Raw genomic sequence first — 19,113 nt, forward strand, 5'->3', positions numbered from 1 at the left:
ACTCTACTTACTTTTTGCCACAAATGGATGCGCCCTGTCATGCCGTGATTACCTCAATGGGCATTGTAGGTATTATGGTGTTTGTAGCTATTCCGGCAATCAATCGGTATCTCTACCAGTGGATTCATCGTCCTTAGTAAAAAATTATGCGCAGCAAACGGTCTTATGACTGATTATTATACGTTTTACTTATCATGAGAACCTCAGAAGATAAAGTAGATTTACACCAAGAGGCCTGGCCAGACCTGCCAAATTTCTTTTTGCCTTTGTTGGAAGCAAACGGTACAACCAAAACCTTGAAGCCGGGAGAAGTCTTGTTTGAGATAGGTTCACATCTTTATGATTTTGTTTTCATAAAAAAGGGGTGTATCAATGTCGTTGATAGAATGGATGACAAGGTGGTTATTTCCCTTAAACAGCATAGGTTCGTTGGCGAAATAAGCATGCTGATGGGTCAAGGCGCTTTCTTAGCTGCAGTCGCAGGCGAAGAAACAGAGCTGCTTACCGTAAACCGTAACACGTTTTTAGACCTTTTTCAAAATGTGCCGGAATTTGGCGAACTAGTGGTTACTGCTTTTGCGGCAAGACGAAAACTGCTGTTGGAATGGGGAGAGGGAGGCATTGTACTTTTAGGCGATGAGAACACCAAAAAAATGCGTCAGATCGTTTCTTTTTTAGACCGAAACCACATTCCACATAACTTTCTTACGGATCCAAAAGAAGAAGCTGCGCTGCGTACGAAGTGTGATATTCCAGATGCGGCGGTCGTTGCGGTCGTGGGCAAGACCCAAATTCTGTGCAATCCGACTAAATCTGATATCGCCAAGGCCTTGAACTTTGACCTGTCGATAGACAGTAATGCGGTTTTTGATATCATGGTGGTCGGTGCAGGCCCTGCCGGACTTGCTGCTGCAATTTATGCCGCTTCCGAAGGCCTTTCGGTGCTTACTGTTGAAGATACGGCCAATGGCGGCCAGGCTGGCTCTTCCTCTAAAATTGAAAATTATTTCGGTTTTCCAAAAGGCATATCCGGTGCAGATTTAGCCTATAATGGCGAGATACAAGCCCTAAAATTTGGGGCAAAGCTCGCCGTTCCCAGAAGGGTTACGCATTACCAGACAAAATAACCACTATGAGGCTTATTTAGATGATGATGCCAAAGTATGTGCATCGACTATAGTCTTGGCCAACGGTATCACCTACCGGAGATTACCTGTCGAGGGCATTGAGCAATTTGAAGGTAACGGCATTTACTATTCCGTCACCCGATTGGAAGCCCGGTATTGTGCCGGGCAGAATGTCGTCATTATGGGGGGAGGCAATTCCGCCGGGCAGGCGGCAATGTTCTTGTCCAGACACGGTCATCACACCTATATTGTGGTCAGAAAATCAGGATTAAGCGAAACCATGTCTTCCTATTTATCCACTAGGATCATCAACGATAAGCGCATCACCCTGATTACCGATACTGAAATCGAAAGTGTGCACGGTACCAATACCCTTGAGAAGCTGGTATTGCGCAACAATAAGAAGGAGGAAAAACTAACCATCGACACTACTGCTCTTTTTATCATGATCGGTGCAGTTCCCAACTCCAAATGGCTTCAAGGTACTTTAGAGCTGGATGAAAAAGGCTTCATTAAAACAGGATTGCAGATTGATAAAGCATCACCTTATGAAACTTGGTTGCCGGGCGTATATGCCGTGGGTGATATTCGATGTAATTCCATAAAAAGGGTAGCCTCTGCAGTAGGTGAAGGTTCGGTGGTGGTGAGCTACATCCATCAGTATTTCGCACAACGAGCTTAATTCTATTTGACCTCCTAAAAAAGTCATGTTGCATTTGCTTCATTTGTAAGCTATGAATCTAAAGTAGATTCACTTTATAGTTGGTTTATCTCTGGTTGAAGGAGATGGGGTTGAATTTAATGTGCCAGCACAAAAACTAAAATCTCTCATACCTGATTCGTGTTAAATCATTACACTAATTAATAAACATTAGAAGCGAAAAAGTATCACTCATGTTCCAATAAGTGTTATGTGAAGTTTGTAGACTCCTTATAGTTTTAGGGTATCAAAAAAGGTGTACTCCAAAACGGGCTGGCGCCTTCCTTCAAAAACACGACGCTTATGAGTGATAACCACAAAAAGAAAGGGTTTACCCGCAGAAATTTCATTCAATTAACCGGTACGGCGGGTGCCTCCGTAGCTGCGTTGCCCCTTTTGGGAATGTCAGACGAGACTAAAGCAAAAACTGAAAAAGGATTTGAAATTCCGAATGCGGTCGATGTGCAACTGAATATCAATGATAAGTTGGTCAAACTTAAAATCGACCCACGTGCCAGTTTGCTAGATACACTTCGCTACCGACTGAATATGACGGGTACCAAGAGAGGTTGTGATGCCGGTCATTGCGGAGCCTGTACCATTCACATTAACGGAGAGCGGCGATTATCATGCCTAACCTTGGCCATGCGGCACCAAAATGACAAAATCACCACTATCGAAGGGCTTGCCAATGGCGACGAATTGCATCCCGTACAACAGGTCTTTGTAGAGAACGATGCCTTTCAATGTGGCTTACTGTACTTCGGGACAAATCATGTCTGCAGTCGCTTGCATCAAAGAGGGGCATATGGGTAGTACCGAAGAAATCAAGGAATATATGAGTGGGAATATCTGCCGTTGTGATTCAGGACTCATCAAAGGAAATCATTTTGCAAATGCCGATGAGAACCAGCATAATATGGCTTTCATCACTTATTTCAGATTTAAAAAAAAGCCTATGAGAGAAATAGACCGTGTATTACATAAAGCTTATATGTGGAAAGAACCTAAAGTACTGGCCACTATTATTAGAACAGAAGGTTCGTCGTATCGTAAAGCTGGTGCCGCTATGCTTATATCAGAAGGTGGCAAGACTGAAGGCGGTGTAAGTGGTGGTTGTATAGAGAAAGAGGTCAGGCGTCAATCCTTTAATGTATTTAAGGATAAGAAACCTGTATTAATAGAATACGACGGCCGCTATCAATTGGGCTGTAATGGTACAATCTATATATTATTAGAACCGTTTACAATTTCCAATGATGCAGTTTTTTGGGAGTATTACTTTCAAGCCTTTCAAAAGCGTGAATCTTTCAAGATATTTTCCATGTATGCTGAGAACGCAAAAGGTTCCGTATTCAATTTTAACGACCAACATTGGGTGGGTTTGTCAAAAGAAACAGAAACTTGTGTTTCTTCTTTCCTTAATTCCCAATCAAACCTCAATGAGGATATAAACAAATTTTTACGCCAAGTAAAACCAAGAAAACAACTTTTTGTTTTTGGAGGTGAAGTAGACGCTCATCGACTGGCTGAAATGGCATTAATGGTAGGATATGATGTAACCATGGTTTCCCATATTCAAAATCCTATCATTGGTTTAGCTCTTGAAGGTATAAGGGTCATCAACTGTATTCCAGAACAGCTGTTGAAAACCACAAACATTGATGAGAACGCAGCCGTAGTATTAATGAGCCACAGTTATAGTCGAGACTTGGCTTTTTTGGTTCAACTTATAAAACTTAAGGGCTTGAGGTATTTGGGGCTATTGGGTCCTGCCAATCGCAGGAACAGTCTCATCAACGATTTATTGGAACTTTCTTTTGAACCACCTTTTTGGTTTGAAGATATAGTTTTTGGACCTGCCGGTTTGGATATAGGTGGCGAATTGCCAGCAGAGGTTGCACTATCCATCATTTCAGAAATTCAGGCTGTGTTTAATTCCCGTGAGGGAATGTCCTTCATGAAAATTTCGAAGAGTGCTGTATTAAACAATGAATAACCCCTTGTCACATATAGGGGTTTTGGTATTGGCAGCTGGTGCTTCCTCGCGTATGGTTAGTGTCAAGCAACTATTGCCTTTTGGAAATTCTACCGTTATAGGCACCATTTTGGACAAAGTTTGTGCGTTGCAAGTTGGCAAGTTGGTTGTTGTTACAGGTGCTTACCCTGAGATTTATATGGAATGTAAGTCAAAGAGTGAAGTTCTCATTCCGATTCATAATAGAAAATGGCGCAACGGTATGGGAAGTTCCATCGCCTGCGGTACACATTTCATGAACAGGCATTTCAAAGAAATAAAAACGTTGCTCGTTGTACTGTCTGACCAGCCGCTCCTAACTGTTGGGCATTTAAAAAAATTAATTCAACCTTTTGAAGATCTGCACAACGACCATCCTGACGCGGTAGCAACTTCTCATCGGTTTGGCCGTGGTGTGCCTGCGGCATTCAGTCACCGTTTATTTCCGGAACTCAGAAAGCTAAATGATGATATTGGTGCTAAAAGCTTATTATCCAAGAATACATTGGATTGTCATACGATTGTACCAGATTTCGATACAATTGATATAGATACTAAAGAAGATTACCTAAACCTTTTAAACAAATAAATCAACCCAACTTAAATTATGAGAACTACTATATTCTTTATTTTTTTTCTATCCATTCAACTACATCTTATCGCACAGGAGGATACCATTCCCAAACCTTCCAAGGTCAAAGTATTTGAATTGGGTGAAGTAGTCGTTCAAGCTAAAAAAAGAGATAGCAGTGTAAATACCGTTTCCATTGAAAAAATAGAGCGGTTCAACATCACTGAAAGTTCAAGAGCTATTGGTCTGGTACCAGGTGTCAACTTGGCAAATATTGGTCCGCGAAATGAAGCGGTAGTATACGTGAGGGGTTTTGACCTAAGACAAGTACCTGTATTTATTGATGGTGTTCCTGTTTATGTCCCATTTGATGGTCAAGTTGACCTCGCTCGATTCACTACGGCTGACTTATCCCAGATTACGGTAGAAAAAGGATATTCCTCTATACTATATGGACCGAATACACTTGGTGGCGCGATTAATTTGGTTTCTCGTAAACCAGTGGAGAAATTGGAAGCTTCTGTAAAAACAGGATGGTTCAGTGGTGAAGGCCGCCGTTTGTCTGTAAATCTTGGTAGTAAATTTGATAAATGGTACTATCAGGCAGGCTTCAATTATTTAGAGCGCAATGATTTTCCACTTTCAGAAGATTTTGATGCTGTAGATACAGAAGATGGTGAACAACGCGAAAATGCCTTCAGTCAAGACCTTAAAATAAGTGCAAAAGTTGGTTATGTGCCTAATGATAATACTGAAATAGCCGTTGGCTACGTAAGACAGGATGGCGAAAAAGGAAATCCACCCTACACAGGTGAAGACCCCCACATCAGGGTGCGTTATTGGCAATGGCCTTACTGGGATAAAGAAAGTTTGTTTGTCGTGGCAAAAACACGATTGAGTCCAAAAACCGAAATTAATTTCCGGGCATACTACGATACATTTGAAAACGCACTTTTTAGTTATGATGATGAAAACTATGATGAACAAACCCTACCATTTGCTTTTCAAAGTTTTTTTGATGACAATACCTTCGGTGGTAATGCCGTGTTTGGCTCAAAGCTAAAAAACCATACATTACAAGCTGCTGCCTATTATAAAAGAGACACACATCGCGAAAATAATCTGGGTGAACCGCAACGGGAAATGACTGACTATACTCTTTCCTTTGCCTTGGAAGATGAAATCGCTATTTCAAATAAGATGCTTCTAATTCCTGGGGTATCCTATAATTTTAGAAATAGCATAATTGCAGAGGATTTTGATGCCAGTACCAATGCTATTTCCCGATTCCCAGATAATGATAATAATGCGTGGAACGTGCAAACTGCATTTCGATATAACTTCAACGATAAAGTGGCTTCCACAGCTTCTATCGCCAGAAAGACCCGCTTTGCTACTTTGAAAGACCGCTATTCCTATCGATTGGGACGGGCATTGCCCAATCTGGAACTGGAAGCTGAGACCGCAACGCATTATGAAATCGGCCTTCAAGCAAGGGAAATCAAAAAGTACATCGATGTACAATTAAATCTATACTACACGAGCATTGACGATATCATTCAGCAGGTAGACAATGTTCAGGATGATTTATTTCAGCTTCAAAACGTGGGGGAAGCCAGGTACCTTGGTGGCGAAATGGGTATCACTTTCACGAAAAACGAGAAGTTTGGTATTTCAGCAAATTATGCATACATCGACCAAAAAAACATCAGCAATCCTGACATCCGATTTGTTAACGTTCCTGAACACCAAGTCACAGCGATTGCACAAAGTCAAATACTGAAGTGGTTGGAAATTTCGGGATTTTATGAATACAATTCATCTCGTTTTAGCACCAGTGATGGTAATGCAACTGATGAATTTTCCGTGGTAAACTTGGTAACAAATGTCCAACCAAGTAAGAATTGGTCGTTTCAACTGGGTTGTAACAATGTTTTTGATACTGATTATGCCCTTTTTGAAGGCTTTCCAGAACAAGGAAGAAACTTTTTTGTAAATCTATCTTATCACCTTTTATAATGACGAAAATAGTGGACATAACGGGATTAGACAGAAATGTCATTTTTTTGCGCCTAACAACCCTTTGGGCATTAAATGAAGTTGTACTCGGCGGAATTATTCATTTGTTCAAACTTCCTTTTTCAGGTCTCTTACTTGCGGGTTTTGCAAGTATTGTCATTGCTTTAATAGCCAAGACCAGCAGCAAACCCCAAAAAGATATATTTAAGGCTTTGTTAATTGTATTGGCGTTGAAAGGATTGGTAAGTCCTCAAAGCCCATTGCCTGCCTATTTTGCGGTTGCCTTACAGGGTTTTATGGGCATTTTTTTGTTTTTCTTCCTTAAGAATTTCAAAATTGCCGCCTTCTTATTGAGTGTGTTGGCACTGCTCACCTCTGCAGTCCAAAAGATTTTTGTCCTCACCATTCTTTTCGGGAATACCATTTGGGAAGCACTTGACGGCTTTTACGACTTCGTTTTACTACAACTGGGTTTCACCACAGCATCAAACAATTTTTCCTATTGGCTTGTCGGGATGTATGTATTGGTACATCTGGTTTTCGGACTGGTGTATGGCCTTATCTCTGCTCATCTTCCAGCAAAATTACGCGCAATACGACATAGTGATGTACCTATGGTAAAGCAAGAAACTATTCTAGGCAACCGGGCCAAAAAAAGAAAAGCGTGGTATAAGCGACCCCTTATCATGGTCTTACTGATTGCGGTCGGCCTGATAACCTTTGTTTTGATGTATGAATCTGGAGATAAAATTGTTGAACGGTCAGTTGGCTTAGCGGTGAGGATATTTGTGGTATTTCTAATTTGGTTTTACATCATTGCACCCTTCCTTATGTCGAAAATCAAAAGATGGTCGGCCAAGGGTACGTCAAGATTTCAAAACGAAATCAATGAAGCACTGGTCTTGTTACCTTATTTTTCCGCTTACGCGAAAACGGCCTTTCACGAAACTAAGGAAATGAAAGGTTTTAGTAGATTAAATGAAATCGTAGTGCGAACGGTAGGCTATGCTTTATTTCACAAAAATGGATAAGGTCGGAAGCAAAAACAATATCGTGATTTTTTCACGCCCGATTCGGACCGGAAAAACTACGGAATTGCTGGAGTGGTCAAAAAACAGAAGCGAAATAGGTGGTTTTGCGACGCCTGATATCAACGGATTAAGGCATCTACGTTTTTTAGATGACAACCGCCTAATTCCGTTTGAAGTAGGAGTAAAAGCGATTAACCGAGTTTCAAGAAAGAGCACGCTTTCGGTAGGTAAATTTGAGTTTTATCAAGATGCGTTCGACCAGGCAAAGAATCGTATTAAAGAAGCTGAGTATGTTGCACACCAATGGTTTGTCGTCGACGAAATAGGAAAGTTGGAACTCAATGATAAGGGCTTTGCCCCTGAAGTTTGTGAATTGATTTCAAAATACAAGAGAAGAGAATTAAGTGGAAATCTGTTGTTGGTCGTGCGTCAAGAATTATTGGATTTGGTCATTTATAAATACGCTCTTACAAATTTTTGTATTGTGAAAAGCCTGATGTACTGATACACTCATAAATAAAGTATATCTGATACAGAAAAAATTCACTTAGAATTAGAAGTTTATTACTGTTTCTAAAGCATCATCAGCTTCCTTGTGAATAAAATTAGCTTGATAATTAATGGTGGTTTTTAAGTCACTATGCCGATATAGTTTTTGAAGCATCAATGGATGTATGCTGTCGCCCGCGATGTTCCCGAATGAATGACGGGCGATGTGCATCGTCACTTTTTTATGTATTCCAGCTTTTTTGGTTAGGCTTTTAAGGTGTTTGTTGAATTTACTAGTAGCTACTTTTATCTTATTATACACATCCTTCGGATTTGCAAAGTCTGCCTTTTTCATTTCAGGAAATACAAAGTCATCTTTATTTTTTTTGTCATTCTCATACTGTTTTAAAATCGCAAGTACTTTGACAGGTATTTTAATTGAAACTAATTTGCCGTTCTTGCTCATTCTATAGTGTAACCTACTGTCATATATCATTGACCATCTTGTAAAGAGCACATCAGAAACACGCATACCGGCGAAGTAAAAACTGTAGAGCCAAACGTTGAGAGAGTGCCTTTCTACTTCCGTGATTTTCTCGATAGTTTCATATAAGATTATCTCTTTTTTGTTCAGACCAATCTTATGGGTCTCAGGAAATTTGATTTGAAAACCACCTTTGCCAAAAGGATATAAATCTTTACTTACTACTTTATCTGAAATAGCACGGTTATATAGTAATCGAATTAAGACCATCACGTTAAGTGCGGATGTTTCCGATAATTCTCTTTTTCCCTGAAGATATGTCTTGAATTTTTTGAGCCAGCGCTCAGTAATATCCTGAAACCGTATGTTTTTAGTCTTATGAAATGCCCATATATAAGTTGTAAGAGCAGTATCCGTTGTGAGACGATTTATCTTTTTTTCAGCTTTTAGGTTTTCTAAATGTTCACTAGTGTAATCGGATAAAGTCAAACTTGAAGCTGGTTTATAGATATTCCTTTTTATTTGGCCAGCAGAAAAATCGGTGTTTTCACTTTGAAGATTCATCAGACCCTTTCGTACTTCTGATAATTTTGAAGCCAGAAGATTGTTTAGATTGTCAGCATCCGGATTTGATTTTTTGACCTTTAGGTTTTTATCGTCCCAATCTTCAAGGTCAATGGTATGACCTATATGCTTAAAGGTGGAGCGACGGTTTTTGGTTATCCGAATTGCTAACGGATATAAACCTTTGGAATTTCTCTTTTTTCGTAGAACAATTTGCGCACTTGCGGACATAATTTACCTGATTTTAATTGCGAAAGTCAAATCAGGAACAACATAGGTACAACATCCGGTTTTTAGAGATGTTATCTACCTTAAGCTAACCCTAAAGATACAAATTTACTAGGCTTTTTGGGTACAACATAGGTACAACAAATGTTGAAATCAACTGATATTAAACGACTTTATAAAAAATGACAAAACACTTAACTAATTGATTTTAAATTAATTTGTGTTTTATTGGTGCAAGATATGCAAGACTTAGGATCTGGTGCCGCGAGGTGTGAGAGTTCGAGTCTCTCCGCCCGCACTTTTTCAACTGCAAAATTGCAGTCATAAAACCTCTCAGAAATGAGAGGTTTTTTTGTTTGGGTACAACATAGGTACAACATTTTGGACTTTTCTGTCTTGAAATTTAATTCCTCGTAATTTGATGTCATTTAGCTTCAAGCTTTATTATTTATTTTTTCATATCATAATTTTTGAAGAGCTGAAGTAATAATTAAGAGTTTTATCATACAATATTCCCGCAAGTTAAACTCGTAAAATACTTCCATCAAAAGACTACGGCATAAAGCCATCGCTTCTGCCCCTACTCACTTATTCCGTTTCCTTTTGAGCGAAGATTTTATCTTCCGTTTGGTTCCTGCTCAAATATTGTTTAATCAAAAATTTGAGTGTTATGACAACAAAAGTAAGTACCACAAAGAGAAGAAGTAAAGCGAAGGCTGCTGGAACTTCTAAAGTAAACGGGAATCCGGCAAAGCTGGAAATACAGAACCTTCCCATCGGCAAAATTAAGGCGGACCCAGAACAGCCTCGAAAGACCTTTGACGAAAAACATTTGGAACAACTTTCCGAAAGTATCGAGCAACACGGTGTACTGCAACCGATAACAGTACGGAAATCTGGAAAAGGTTTCATCATCGTTATGGGCGAAAGAAGATTTCGCGCAAGCAAAATGGCGAATAAAACAACTATCCCGTGCATTGTAAGGGATTATGAGAACAATGAAATTTTGGAAGTTCAGATTATCGAAAACCTGCAACGACAGGATGTTGAGCCAACCGAGGAAGCTGAATCAATAGCTTACCTAAGCGAGAGCTATGCACCGGCTGAAATTGCAAAGCGACTGGGCAGAACTGATAATTTTATCAGACAACGCCTGAAGTTGGCAGGTTTAATAGATGGCTTTAAGCACTTTGTTCGCAGTGGAGAAATGACAATTTCGCTGGGTGTTGGTGTTGCACTTTTTACACCAGAGGAACAGCAAATGATGTTGGAAACGATGGGCGAGGATTTCAACGCTCATCAAATTAACAGGATGATTAAGGACCAGACCTACGACTTGGCAAAAGCATCTTTTGATGTGACCGATAAGAAATTGGTACCGAAAGCCGGGTCTTGTATAGAATGTCCGTCTAATGCCGCCAATCAAGGTAATCTGTTTGGTGAGGGTAAAATGGTCTGCACAAAATCAACTTGTTATGAAACTAAGAAAAACAAGTCGTTTTTGAACTTGATTGAAAAAGCCAAGAAAGAGAATGTTCTACTTATTCCTGAAATACGACAATATTGGGCAGATGACGAAAACAATCAGCTCATCATTTCACAGTTGAAAAATAACGGCTTGAAGGTCTATCTGCTGGATGATATCGAAATCATCGAAAATCCGATTAACCCGACAATTGAAGCCATCAAGAAAGAGTACCAACATTACGATTATTCCGAGGATGAACTGAAGGCAGAATTAGAAAAAGCAATACAGAGCTTCAATGAAGAGCTGGAAAAGTTTAATTCTGCAGAGCAAAATGGATTTGTGAGAGGTATCGTATTTCATCCCGAGACTTATCAAAACAAAGAAGTCTTTGTCAAGATAATTGAAGAATCACAAAGTAAATTTAGTGAATATTCAGAGCCATTGACCAACAGAAAAATGGCAGACTGTACACCGCAAGAACAGATTCTCAAAATCAACGAACGAGAAATCCGTAAGAAGCACATCGAGAACAACAAACAGTTCGAAGAAGTTGTTCAGATGATACGTGAGACTGAATACATCAATACGAAGAAAACGCTTTCAACAGATGAAATGGTAGCGTTCTCGATATCACTATTTGAGAACAACGTTGATTATGTAGGTAGGCAAAAGCACTTTTTCAAATTTTTGGTAGGGACTTCAAAGATGACAGATGTGGAAGTTGTTGAACATTTTAGGAAGCATTTCAAAAAGGAAATCTTCCATAGACTGATTCGCTACATACTTACGAGACAAGTCCATTTTGGCGAAAGCAATCACGTCAATAATCTTACGAACATTTCATTCTACAATGCGATGCAGGGATACTACAAATCCGAAATCGCCAGCATTGAGAAAAAATACGAAGAAAAAAGCGCTAAACGTGAAGCACGTTTGAAAGAGCGCATCACAGTTCTTGAAAAGAAAATTCAGGAACTCAACGAGTAGCTTTTGTTGTTGGAAGGAAGGGTCAGCATTCGTGCTGGCTCTTCTTTTTTTTAATTCAAACACGAAATCAATTAGCTTTCAACAACAAAGGAATTTTCACTTTTTAATACGTTGTTCATCCAAAAAAACAATTATGTGACGCACCTGAAGGTCAATATCCTTGACCTTGATAATCTTGTAAATCAAACTTCGCTTTTTTCCGTCAGTTATGGAATCGAATATCGCTTTGTATTCTGGTTCTTGGTTAAGGAAAACCGAGAGCACCTCGGGCATCTCAACGCCTAATTGGTCGGGGTCTTCTTCAATGAAATACTTGATACTATCCCCTAGTTCTTTATTTAATTTTTCCAGATACTTGCCTGACACGATGATAAAAAAGTTACCATCGCCCAAATGGTTGAGACCACAGCGATAGGAAATCTCATCTTCTAAATGACAGACCAATCGCGTCGAACGTTTATTGGTCAGCTTCTCAACAAGCTCTGAATCAATCTTTAGATAGTAGTACCCACCTTTCCGCTTTTCTAATTGTTTAATGGTTTGTCGTCCTTTATATACTTTCATTCCTGTTTTTGCTCTGCAAATGCTTTTAGGCCTGCTAAATCTTTCAAGTGCATTCTATGTGTCCAATCTATAATTCCGAATAGATGAGGAAACAAGTGACTTGGTCTTTTTAGCGTGTTATCGAAATATAACAAAACGTTGGTTTTGTTACTATTAATTTCTTTCAAATAGAAATGTAGTCGGGTATCCTGCTCAAATGGTGCCTTGCTCTCAAGATAGAAACTTACCTTTTCATTTTTAATGAGCTCGGTTACTTCTTGGTATCCGAATTGTTTGCCCTTGTTTAGATAGACCGTTTGTGCACCTACTTGTCCATCGACATTTTTTACGGCACATTGCGAATTGGTCTCGCTTGGCCAAGCAGACCATTTCATCAGCTGTTCTTGATATCGAATAGCATCGTAAACCTTACTGATTTGAGCGTCAATGAGAGTTTCTTCGATGTATTGAATCTTCTTAGGCAATTTGAAGAAAAGAACGAGAAGTGCAGTAAGTAGACCAGTTCCTATTCCAATTAATAGTGTTGTCACCATAATTTCGTCAATTTAATTTTTGACAAAATTAGATGGAAGTAATTTTTAATTTTTTGCCATAGGGCAAAAAATCAGTCTTTTCTGGCCCTGACCCTACTAAGGGAACTCTGCGTAACGCCAATAAAACTTGAGATGTATTTAAGAGGGTATTTTGACAGCCAGTTCTTTTCCTTTTCGATTCGGCGATAACGCTCGGTGGCATCATCACTCTGAAATGAAATGATGTTCCTGGACATATTGGCAAAAGCCTCTTCCACAGTTCTTCTGAGCAATGTATTGTAAGCAACCGATTTCTTGGCCAGTTCATCACTTTTTTCCTTTGTGATTCGGTAAACGAGCGAAGCTTCCATACTTTCGATTGACACCAAGGCCGGCGTCTGATTCAAGTAGCTGTCCAGCTCGGTAAAAATCTGGCCTTCCGTACCCAACCAAACCGTATAATCCTTGTCGTTTTTCCAGTAATACAACCTTACCGAGCCACTTTCAACAAAAAAATATTGGTTACAAATGTGCCCTTGTTTCAAGATAAAATCGCCTTTGTCAAGAACGGTCAAAGTCAGGGCATCAAGAATCTCTTCTACCTCAGTATCTGTGCCATTGGATAGTCTTTTTATTTCTGTTTTTAGTTTGCTCAAAGTGCTTTTGGAATGCGTGGTTTCGTTGCTCAATATAGTTAAAATTGGCTCATTAACAATTTGGAAGGTGAAGTTGGGTCCAAGAGTAAAGTATATATCAATCAATAGTTGGCGCAAAGGTAAACCCGTAAAATACACCCATCAAAAGACTACGGCATAAAGCCGTTGCGCTCGTTCCTCTTCTCATTTATTCCGTTTCCTTTTGAGCTGTGATTTTAGCTTCCGTTTGGGGAATGCTCAAATATTGTTTAACTAAAATTTTAACATAATGAAACGAGTATCCAGTAATTCCACAATCACATTACAAGAAGTGGAAGACCACTACCAATCGAGCCGTGAAAATTACGACATCGAAAGCGCTGAAAGCCACTTGGCTTATTACAGAGAAAAGCATCCAGAATATTACGCTCTGTTATTACAAAATATTTAATCTAAAATTCAAAAGCTATGTATTTACAAAATTTGCAACAGGATGAAATCTTTGTTCCATCAGAAATGAAATCCTTAAAAAGTCTGACTCAGATGGAATCCCGACGAGGGCTTGAAAATGCCGTAATCTCAAATGGCAAAATCGTAAATGTGGTCTCGAACAGCTACGGCCATATTCCGAATCAACTGTTCTTCAAAAAGGCTGAAGAAATGCTGACCGATGCACAACTGAACTTCCATAAACGAACCATCAACAAGAATGATAGGTCGTTCATAACCGACTTTATCATCGATGATACAAGCCAGTTTACGGTTAAGAACAATAAGGACTTGATATTACCGATGCTACGGTTCAAGAACTCGTATGACGGTAGTGAAAAGACCTCAGGCCACTTTGGGTTTTACAGAAAAGTATGTTCCAATGGCTTGCACGTTTCGCAAGCTGAAATTGAGTTTTCCATCAAACACAGTAAGAACAATACAGACCTGATAATGCCGAGGTTGAACAATCTGTTCGACAAGTTCTTGGACAATGAGTTCTACACTATCACAAGGAAATTCGACAAGATGAAGGAATTTAAAATCATCGACACCAAAGAGTTCGTGAAAGCTATTCTGGACAGAACAGAATTGTTCCGTTATGAATGTAGCGATAAGAACAGTAACCCATCAAAGAAGTCCCGGGAAGTTCTGGAAATCCTTAATTACGAAGCCCTATTGCTCGATGAGGAACCGAACCTATGGTTGGGCTACAACGCTTTTAATTCAGTATTGCACAATGTCTTGAAAAAGAGTTTTGGCCAACAGGAACGGTTGGATAAAAAACTGTTCAATGAAGTCTATGCCTTGGCATAGATTAAAAAGGGTTTATCCAGTACCTTAAACTGGATTTTTTGCTGCGATAGGAACTTTCGGTCCCTAATACCGCTCAGCACATTTCGCTACATTTCGTGTAAAGCTACATTCGAGGAAAAAAGCTTCACTACAAAGGTCTTAGACATCATCCCGAATTTTAGCTTTTCATTCAGTTAACTCTTCCCGCTAAACTGAAAAGTAACACTACACTCCTAAGCTGAAATTGGAAATTAAGTCCACTTTATAATTTACTAAGAAAGTTACTTTCTAACATGTTAGAAAAAGGAACAAGGTCATATTTATTTCGGATACAACAAGCTAGCTATTATTTCAAGAAACCGACCAAGTAACAGATTTAACCCATTCTTGTACTGTTGACGGTTTAACATTAAGTAATTCTTGTGTTTTTGAAAAAGGTTTACTCACCAAATTTTCGTTTTCTCTTTCTACGTATCGATACAAATTGGAAATCTCTTTGGCACTCAATTTACCAAAAGCGGAAATTAGCTGCTTCTCAAAATCATCAGGTTTCAAACTGATAAAATTGACTTCTTTATCCAAATGTGCTGAAATGGACGCTTATCGACTAGCTGAAATGGCATTGATGGTAGGTTATGATGTAACTATGGTATCGCATCTACAAAATCCTATCATCGGTTTAGCTCTTGAAGGTATCAGAGTCATCAATTGTATTCCAGCACAATTACTGCAAACCATACAGATTGATAAAAATGCAGCTGTGTTGCTAATGAGTCATAGTTACAGTCGGGATCTGGCATTTTTAGTTCAGCTTATAAAACTAAAAGACTTAAGGGATGTGGGGCTTTTGGGTCCTGCTAACCGGAGAAACAGTCTCATCAACGATTTATTGGAGCTCAATTTGGAACCACCACTTTGGTTTGATGAGGTCGTATTTGGGCCAGTAGGTTTAGATATAGGTGGCAAATTACCCGCTGAGGTTGCGCTATCCATTATTTCAGAGATTCAAGCATTTTTTAATTCAAAGAAAGGAATGTCAATTACTAAGAATTTAAAGACTCCGGTGTTAAGCAATGAATAAACCTTTATTATAAAAGAATATAATATAGTTGTGGAGCTACTGATCGGGTAACGGCGTGATATTTAATACATGATATTTGTGTTCTTCTGGTAAACCATATAAACAAAGTACAGTATCACTATCTTCCAGATCAAAGTGCCATTTACCATTCTTGACAATACCCATTCAAATATAGGGACAGTTCATAAACATCCTAGTGTTGGGAAACACTTGTTTTGAACAAATAAAATTTAGTCTTTATTGCCAGTTTCTCATTATAAATAGCTTTCAATATTTCATGGTCGACATAAAACGTGCCATTAGTTACATACATGATGGGGTGACCTTTTTCTTTTGAAGGTGGCGCAGGAATGGTTGCGTACGCAGAAACATCTTCGATGAGCAAACAAAAAAAGTCTTCGTATCCATTACGGAATAAGTTAGCCTTGTTTACAGATCTATCGGTACACTTCTCTTTACATACTGATGTACTATATTCTTCAATCATTCTATTCTTAATAAATGCACATATAACTGTATTTCAATCAAATGAAAGTGCTGAAAGAACTATCCCAGAGCGTAACCATAACAACTAATTTTAATTGATTTGTCTTATAAAAAATCGCTAACCTTTGTACTGAATTTTAGTTTTACCGATGTAACATTTTTAACTTTGTAAAAATTTTAATTTGCAACGATTTATTACCATACTATTATTAATGACATTACACCTTCAAACTGCTGTAAACATTTCGGTATGGGTAGACTTTTTAGTAAATAATGAATATATCAAAGAGATACTTTGTGTCAATAAAGAAAAGCCTAAATTAAGTTGTAATGGTAAGTGCTACTTAATGCATCAATTGCAAGAACAGCAGTCAGAACAGGAACAGGAACTGCCGCAACTCATTCATAGTAAATTTGAGTTTGCATTCTTTAGTTTTCGTGAAATCGAAATCAATTCAAAGCGTATTCTACGCTCTAAGAAGTCGTTCCCTTTGATTTTAAGTCACTATTCTCACTTAAAGTATTGGGAAATCTTTCACCCACCATGCGCATGATACTTCATACTAATTTAAATAGGCAGTTTTAATTAGATAGAGCTACCGAGGTATTGTATTAACTAATATGGATTTTCTTGAATAAAAATTATAAATGAAACAATTGATAATAGTATGGGTTGCGCTCATAGGTTTGAGTACTTGCCAAACCAAAAATGAAGAAAAAGTGAACCCAATAAACGAAGTTTCTGCACCTGAAACAGAAAATATGACCCACGACGAAGCAATGAAGCTCGTAAAAATCAAAGAGCACAATGTAAAAAAAGTTGGTGTACTAGTTTATGATGGTGTTAATGATCTCGACGCCCTTGGCCCACGCTATGTTTTTAAAAACATAATGGGGACCAATGTGATGACTATAGCCCTAAAACCCGGAAATGTAAAAACTGTGATGGGTTTAGAATTTGTACCCGATACTACGATTGATAACGTAAATAATTTAGATATTCTTGTTATACCTGGTGGTTTTAAAGAAACGATCAAGAATGTGTATAATGAAGAATTATTGCAATGGATACGAGACATCGACAAAACAACCCAATATACTACAAGTGTGTGTACAGGCGGTTGGATTTTAGGAAAAACAGGGTTGCTGAACGGCAAAAAAGCTACTGGTAATTGGTTTAGAGCAGAAGAAATCCTTGCTGAGAATGGTGCTATTTTTACAGGCGAACGTTATACGCAAGATGGAAAATACTGGACATCTGCAGGCGTTACCGCCGGTACGGATATGTCTTTGGCTATTATGACCGAATTAACAGGTGAAGATTATACACAGGCTGTAATGCTAGATATGGAATACGACCCAGAACCACCTATTGAAGGTGGAAGTGTAGAAAAAACCAAACCAGAAGTTTTACATTTTATGCAAACAATGTATGCTTCAATGGCTGACCCAGTTTTTAAGGAAATGGAAGCCGAGCAAGACAGTATCCCAAACAACAAGGTTAAAAGCTATGGGAATAGGCAAGCCATAATTAACGGTAATGATTTAAGCGGTATTTTAAAACTAGACACAACGCTTTCGCGAAAGTATAACTACGCCATTGGCCCTGTGAAAGGACTACAAGGCGAGATTACGGTCTACAATGATACAATTTCAATCTCAACTGTGGTTAGTGGCAAGCCATCTGTTTCAGAAGATACCCGTACTGAAGCGATATTCTTATTACAAGCAAATCAAAAAGACTGGAATGAAATTGCAACTACTAAGCAACTTAACGGTCTTAATGATATAGAAAGTTATATCGAAAATTCTTTGATTGAAAACGGAATGGAAGTTTCAAAAGCCTATCCGTTTAGGATCGAAACAACAGTTCCTTCAATGGAGTACCATATAATTTTTAAAACAGATAATAAACCCCATAACAAAAAGGAACATCAAAAAGCAAAGCAAAAATTTACGTTGGAAAACGAACCCGTAAAAATAATAGGCTTCTGGGTAGATGAAGCAAGAGTAGGAAAACTTACGCATTCTGGTAAACGAACGCATCTACATTTTATGACGAAGGATAAAAGAACATCGGGACACGTGGATGCCGTTGTAATTCCTAAAGGAAGTATTTTGTACCTCCCAAAAAGCAATTAACGACCATATCGAACCGTTACTACAAGAAAAAATCATTACAACATAAAATGGAAGTAGAAGTTGAAGAAATATACCCGCTAACCTTAATCATTGCTGTAATCATCATTGCTGTTTTAGTAATAGTAGCGCTAACAATTTGGTACAAAATAGAGCTTAACAAAGCAAAAAGTTTGCATCAAGATACTACTAAACCAACTGGCTTGTTGTCGGACAGAGAAAAAGAAGTACTCGAACAAATCCTGCAGAAGAAATCACAAAAGGAAATTGCAGACGAGTTAAATATTGAAATATCAACTGTAAAATCTCACGTAAATAAAATTTATAAGTCGTATGACGTAAAAAATAAGAAGGAACTAGTTGACTTTGTATCAAAAAAATAGACAATTTCACAAAGGGTTCTACGATCTTTTTAGTTCTTTTTTCCTTGGTAGATTCAATCTATCATTCTATAATTTTGAAGATCTCTATCTAGTGCCAATAATTCATTCAAAAAATAAATAAATGCTATCAAAATTATAATCCTCATTATAAAAAGCAGTGAGATAAAAAGAGTTTCGCTTATTTTTTAAAGTCATTTGGCCTGTTTTTACTTACTGATCTTTAAAAAGAATAACCTATGGTTAATAAAACATTTCTGGGTATGCCAGGAAATACACGTCCGGCATCAAGACCGCCCACAAAATAACGTTCATCAAATATATTATTAAGATTGCAAGTAAGGTTG

General features: G+C 38.4%; 20 protein-coding genes and 1 pseudogene. 15 read left to right on the forward strand and 6 right to left on the reverse strand.

What is annotated here, in order from left to right; translation table 11 throughout:
• Positions 1-194 precede the first annotated feature (194 nt).
• From J8281_RS19810 to J8281_RS06675, 9 genes and pseudogenes are all read left to right on the forward strand, one after another.
• Positions 195-1,127 carry a cyclic nucleotide-binding domain-containing protein gene (locus tag J8281_RS19810; protein ID WP_210196812.1) on the forward strand — a complete coding sequence of 311 codons (933 nt, stop codon included), beginning with the start codon at positions 195-197 and terminating at the stop codon, positions 1,125-1,127.
• A complete protein-coding gene (locus tag J8281_RS19815) occupies positions 1,075-1,809 on the forward strand; it encodes an NAD(P)/FAD-dependent oxidoreductase (protein WP_210196813.1) in 735 nt (244 codons plus the stop codon). The genes J8281_RS19810 and J8281_RS19815 overlap by 53 nt, the downstream gene beginning before the upstream one ends.
• A 321-nt stretch (positions 1,810-2,130) precedes the next feature.
• Positions 2,131-2,217 (forward strand): annotated as a pseudogene (locus tag J8281_RS19950) (twin-arginine translocation signal domain-containing protein); the annotation flags it as partial.
• A gap of 12 nt (positions 2,218-2,229) precedes the next feature.
• Entirely contained in the window at positions 2,230-2,643 is a 414-nt protein-coding gene (locus J8281_RS06650; protein ID WP_246849004.1) for a (2Fe-2S)-binding protein, read from the forward strand.
• Positions 2,603-3,826, forward strand: coding sequence for an XdhC family protein (locus tag J8281_RS19635; protein ID WP_246849014.1), 1,224 nt, complete (start codon positions 2,603-2,605; stop codon positions 3,824-3,826). Before J8281_RS06650 ends, J8281_RS19635 begins: the two co-directional genes overlap by 41 nt.
• The gene (locus J8281_RS06660; protein WP_210196814.1) at positions 3,819-4,433 is read left to right on the forward strand and encodes an NTP transferase domain-containing protein; all 615 of its coding nucleotides are present in this window, start codon (positions 3,819-3,821) and stop codon (positions 4,431-4,433) included. Before J8281_RS19635 ends, J8281_RS06660 begins: the two co-directional genes overlap by 8 nt.
• A gap of 18 nt (positions 4,434-4,451) precedes the next feature.
• Positions 4,452-6,434 carry a TonB-dependent siderophore receptor gene (locus J8281_RS06665; protein WP_210196815.1) on the forward strand — a complete coding sequence of 661 codons (1,983 nt, stop codon included), beginning with the start codon at positions 4,452-4,454 and terminating at the stop codon, positions 6,432-6,434.
• Positions 6,434-7,465 carry a hypothetical protein gene (locus J8281_RS06670; protein WP_210196816.1) on the forward strand — a complete coding sequence of 344 codons (1,032 nt, stop codon included), beginning with the start codon at positions 6,434-6,436 and terminating at the stop codon, positions 7,463-7,465. Before J8281_RS06665 ends, J8281_RS06670 begins: the two co-directional genes overlap by 1 nt.
• Entirely contained in the window at positions 7,458-7,970 is a 513-nt protein-coding gene (locus J8281_RS06675) for a nucleoside-triphosphatase (RefSeq protein WP_210196817.1), read from the forward strand. Before J8281_RS06670 ends, J8281_RS06675 begins: the two co-directional genes overlap by 8 nt.
• A 48-nt stretch (positions 7,971-8,018) precedes the next feature.
• Here the strand turns inward: J8281_RS06675 and J8281_RS06680 are convergent, their stop codons facing one another.
• A complete protein-coding gene (locus J8281_RS06680; protein ID WP_210196818.1) occupies positions 8,019-9,233 on the reverse strand; it encodes a site-specific integrase in 1,215 nt (404 codons plus the stop codon).
• A gap of 667 nt (positions 9,234-9,900) precedes the next feature.
• Here J8281_RS06680 and J8281_RS06685 point away from each other — a divergent pair.
• Entirely contained in the window at positions 9,901-11,685 is a 1,785-nt protein-coding gene (locus J8281_RS06685; RefSeq protein ID WP_210196819.1) for a ParB/RepB/Spo0J family partition protein, read from the forward strand.
• A 96-nt stretch (positions 11,686-11,781) separates the two neighbouring features.
• Here the strand turns inward: J8281_RS06685 and J8281_RS06690 are convergent, their stop codons facing one another.
• From J8281_RS06690 to J8281_RS06700, 3 genes are all read right to left on the reverse strand, one after another.
• Positions 11,782-12,249, reverse strand: coding sequence for a YdeI/OmpD-associated family protein (locus J8281_RS06690; protein WP_210196820.1), 468 nt, complete (start codon positions 12,247-12,249; stop codon positions 11,782-11,784).
• A complete protein-coding gene (locus J8281_RS06695) occupies positions 12,246-12,782 on the reverse strand; it encodes an SRPBCC domain-containing protein (protein WP_210196821.1) in 537 nt (178 codons plus the stop codon). The genes J8281_RS06690 and J8281_RS06695 overlap by 4 nt, the downstream gene beginning before the upstream one ends.
• Positions 12,783-12,853: 71 nt before the next feature.
• A complete protein-coding gene (locus J8281_RS06700; RefSeq protein WP_210196822.1) occupies positions 12,854-13,450 on the reverse strand; it encodes a Crp/Fnr family transcriptional regulator in 597 nt (198 codons plus the stop codon).
• A 414-nt stretch (positions 13,451-13,864) separates the two neighbouring features.
• On the opposite strand from J8281_RS06700, the gene J8281_RS06705 reads away from it, so the two are divergent.
• Positions 13,865-14,701 carry a DUF932 domain-containing protein gene (locus tag J8281_RS06705; RefSeq protein WP_210196823.1) on the forward strand — a complete coding sequence of 279 codons (837 nt, stop codon included), beginning with the start codon at positions 13,865-13,867 and terminating at the stop codon, positions 14,699-14,701.
• Positions 14,702-15,031: 330 nt separating this feature from the next.
• On the opposite strand, the gene J8281_RS06710 is transcribed toward J8281_RS06705, so the two are convergent.
• Positions 15,032-15,262 carry a hypothetical protein gene (locus J8281_RS06710; RefSeq protein WP_210196824.1) on the reverse strand — a complete coding sequence of 77 codons (231 nt, stop codon included), beginning with the start codon at positions 15,260-15,262 and terminating at the stop codon, positions 15,032-15,034.
• A 10-nt stretch (positions 15,263-15,272) separates the two neighbouring features.
• On the opposite strand from J8281_RS06710, the gene J8281_RS06715 reads away from it, so the two are divergent.
• A complete protein-coding gene (locus tag J8281_RS06715; RefSeq protein WP_210196825.1) occupies positions 15,273-15,761 on the forward strand; it encodes an XdhC family protein in 489 nt (162 codons plus the stop codon).
• Positions 15,762-15,954: 193 nt separating this feature from the next.
• Here J8281_RS06715 and J8281_RS06720 read toward each other — a convergent pair whose 3' ends face one another.
• A complete protein-coding gene (locus J8281_RS06720) occupies positions 15,955-16,248 on the reverse strand; it encodes a hypothetical protein (protein ID WP_210196826.1) in 294 nt (97 codons plus the stop codon).
• A gap of 181 nt (positions 16,249-16,429) precedes the next feature.
• Between J8281_RS06720 and J8281_RS06725 the strand changes: the two genes are divergently transcribed.
• The 3 genes from J8281_RS06725 to J8281_RS06735 all read left to right on the forward strand — a co-directional run bounded on the left by J8281_RS06725 (position 16,430) and on the right by J8281_RS06735 (position 18,769).
• Positions 16,430-16,801, forward strand: coding sequence for a hypothetical protein (locus J8281_RS06725; RefSeq protein ID WP_210196827.1), 372 nt, complete (start codon positions 16,430-16,432; stop codon positions 16,799-16,801).
• Between the two features lie 94 nt (positions 16,802-16,895).
• Entirely contained in the window at positions 16,896-18,389 is a 1,494-nt protein-coding gene (locus J8281_RS06730) for a DJ-1/PfpI family protein (RefSeq protein WP_210196828.1), read from the forward strand.
• Between the two features lie 47 nt (positions 18,390-18,436).
• The gene (locus tag J8281_RS06735; RefSeq protein WP_210196829.1) at positions 18,437-18,769 is read left to right on the forward strand and encodes a response regulator transcription factor; all 333 of its coding nucleotides are present in this window, start codon (positions 18,437-18,439) and stop codon (positions 18,767-18,769) included.
• Positions 18,770-19,113: the final 344 nt, after the last annotated feature.

The organism is Aquimarina sp. U1-2, assembly GCF_017897595.1.
Lineage (GTDB): Bacteria > Bacteroidota > Bacteroidia > Flavobacteriales > Flavobacteriaceae > Aquimarina.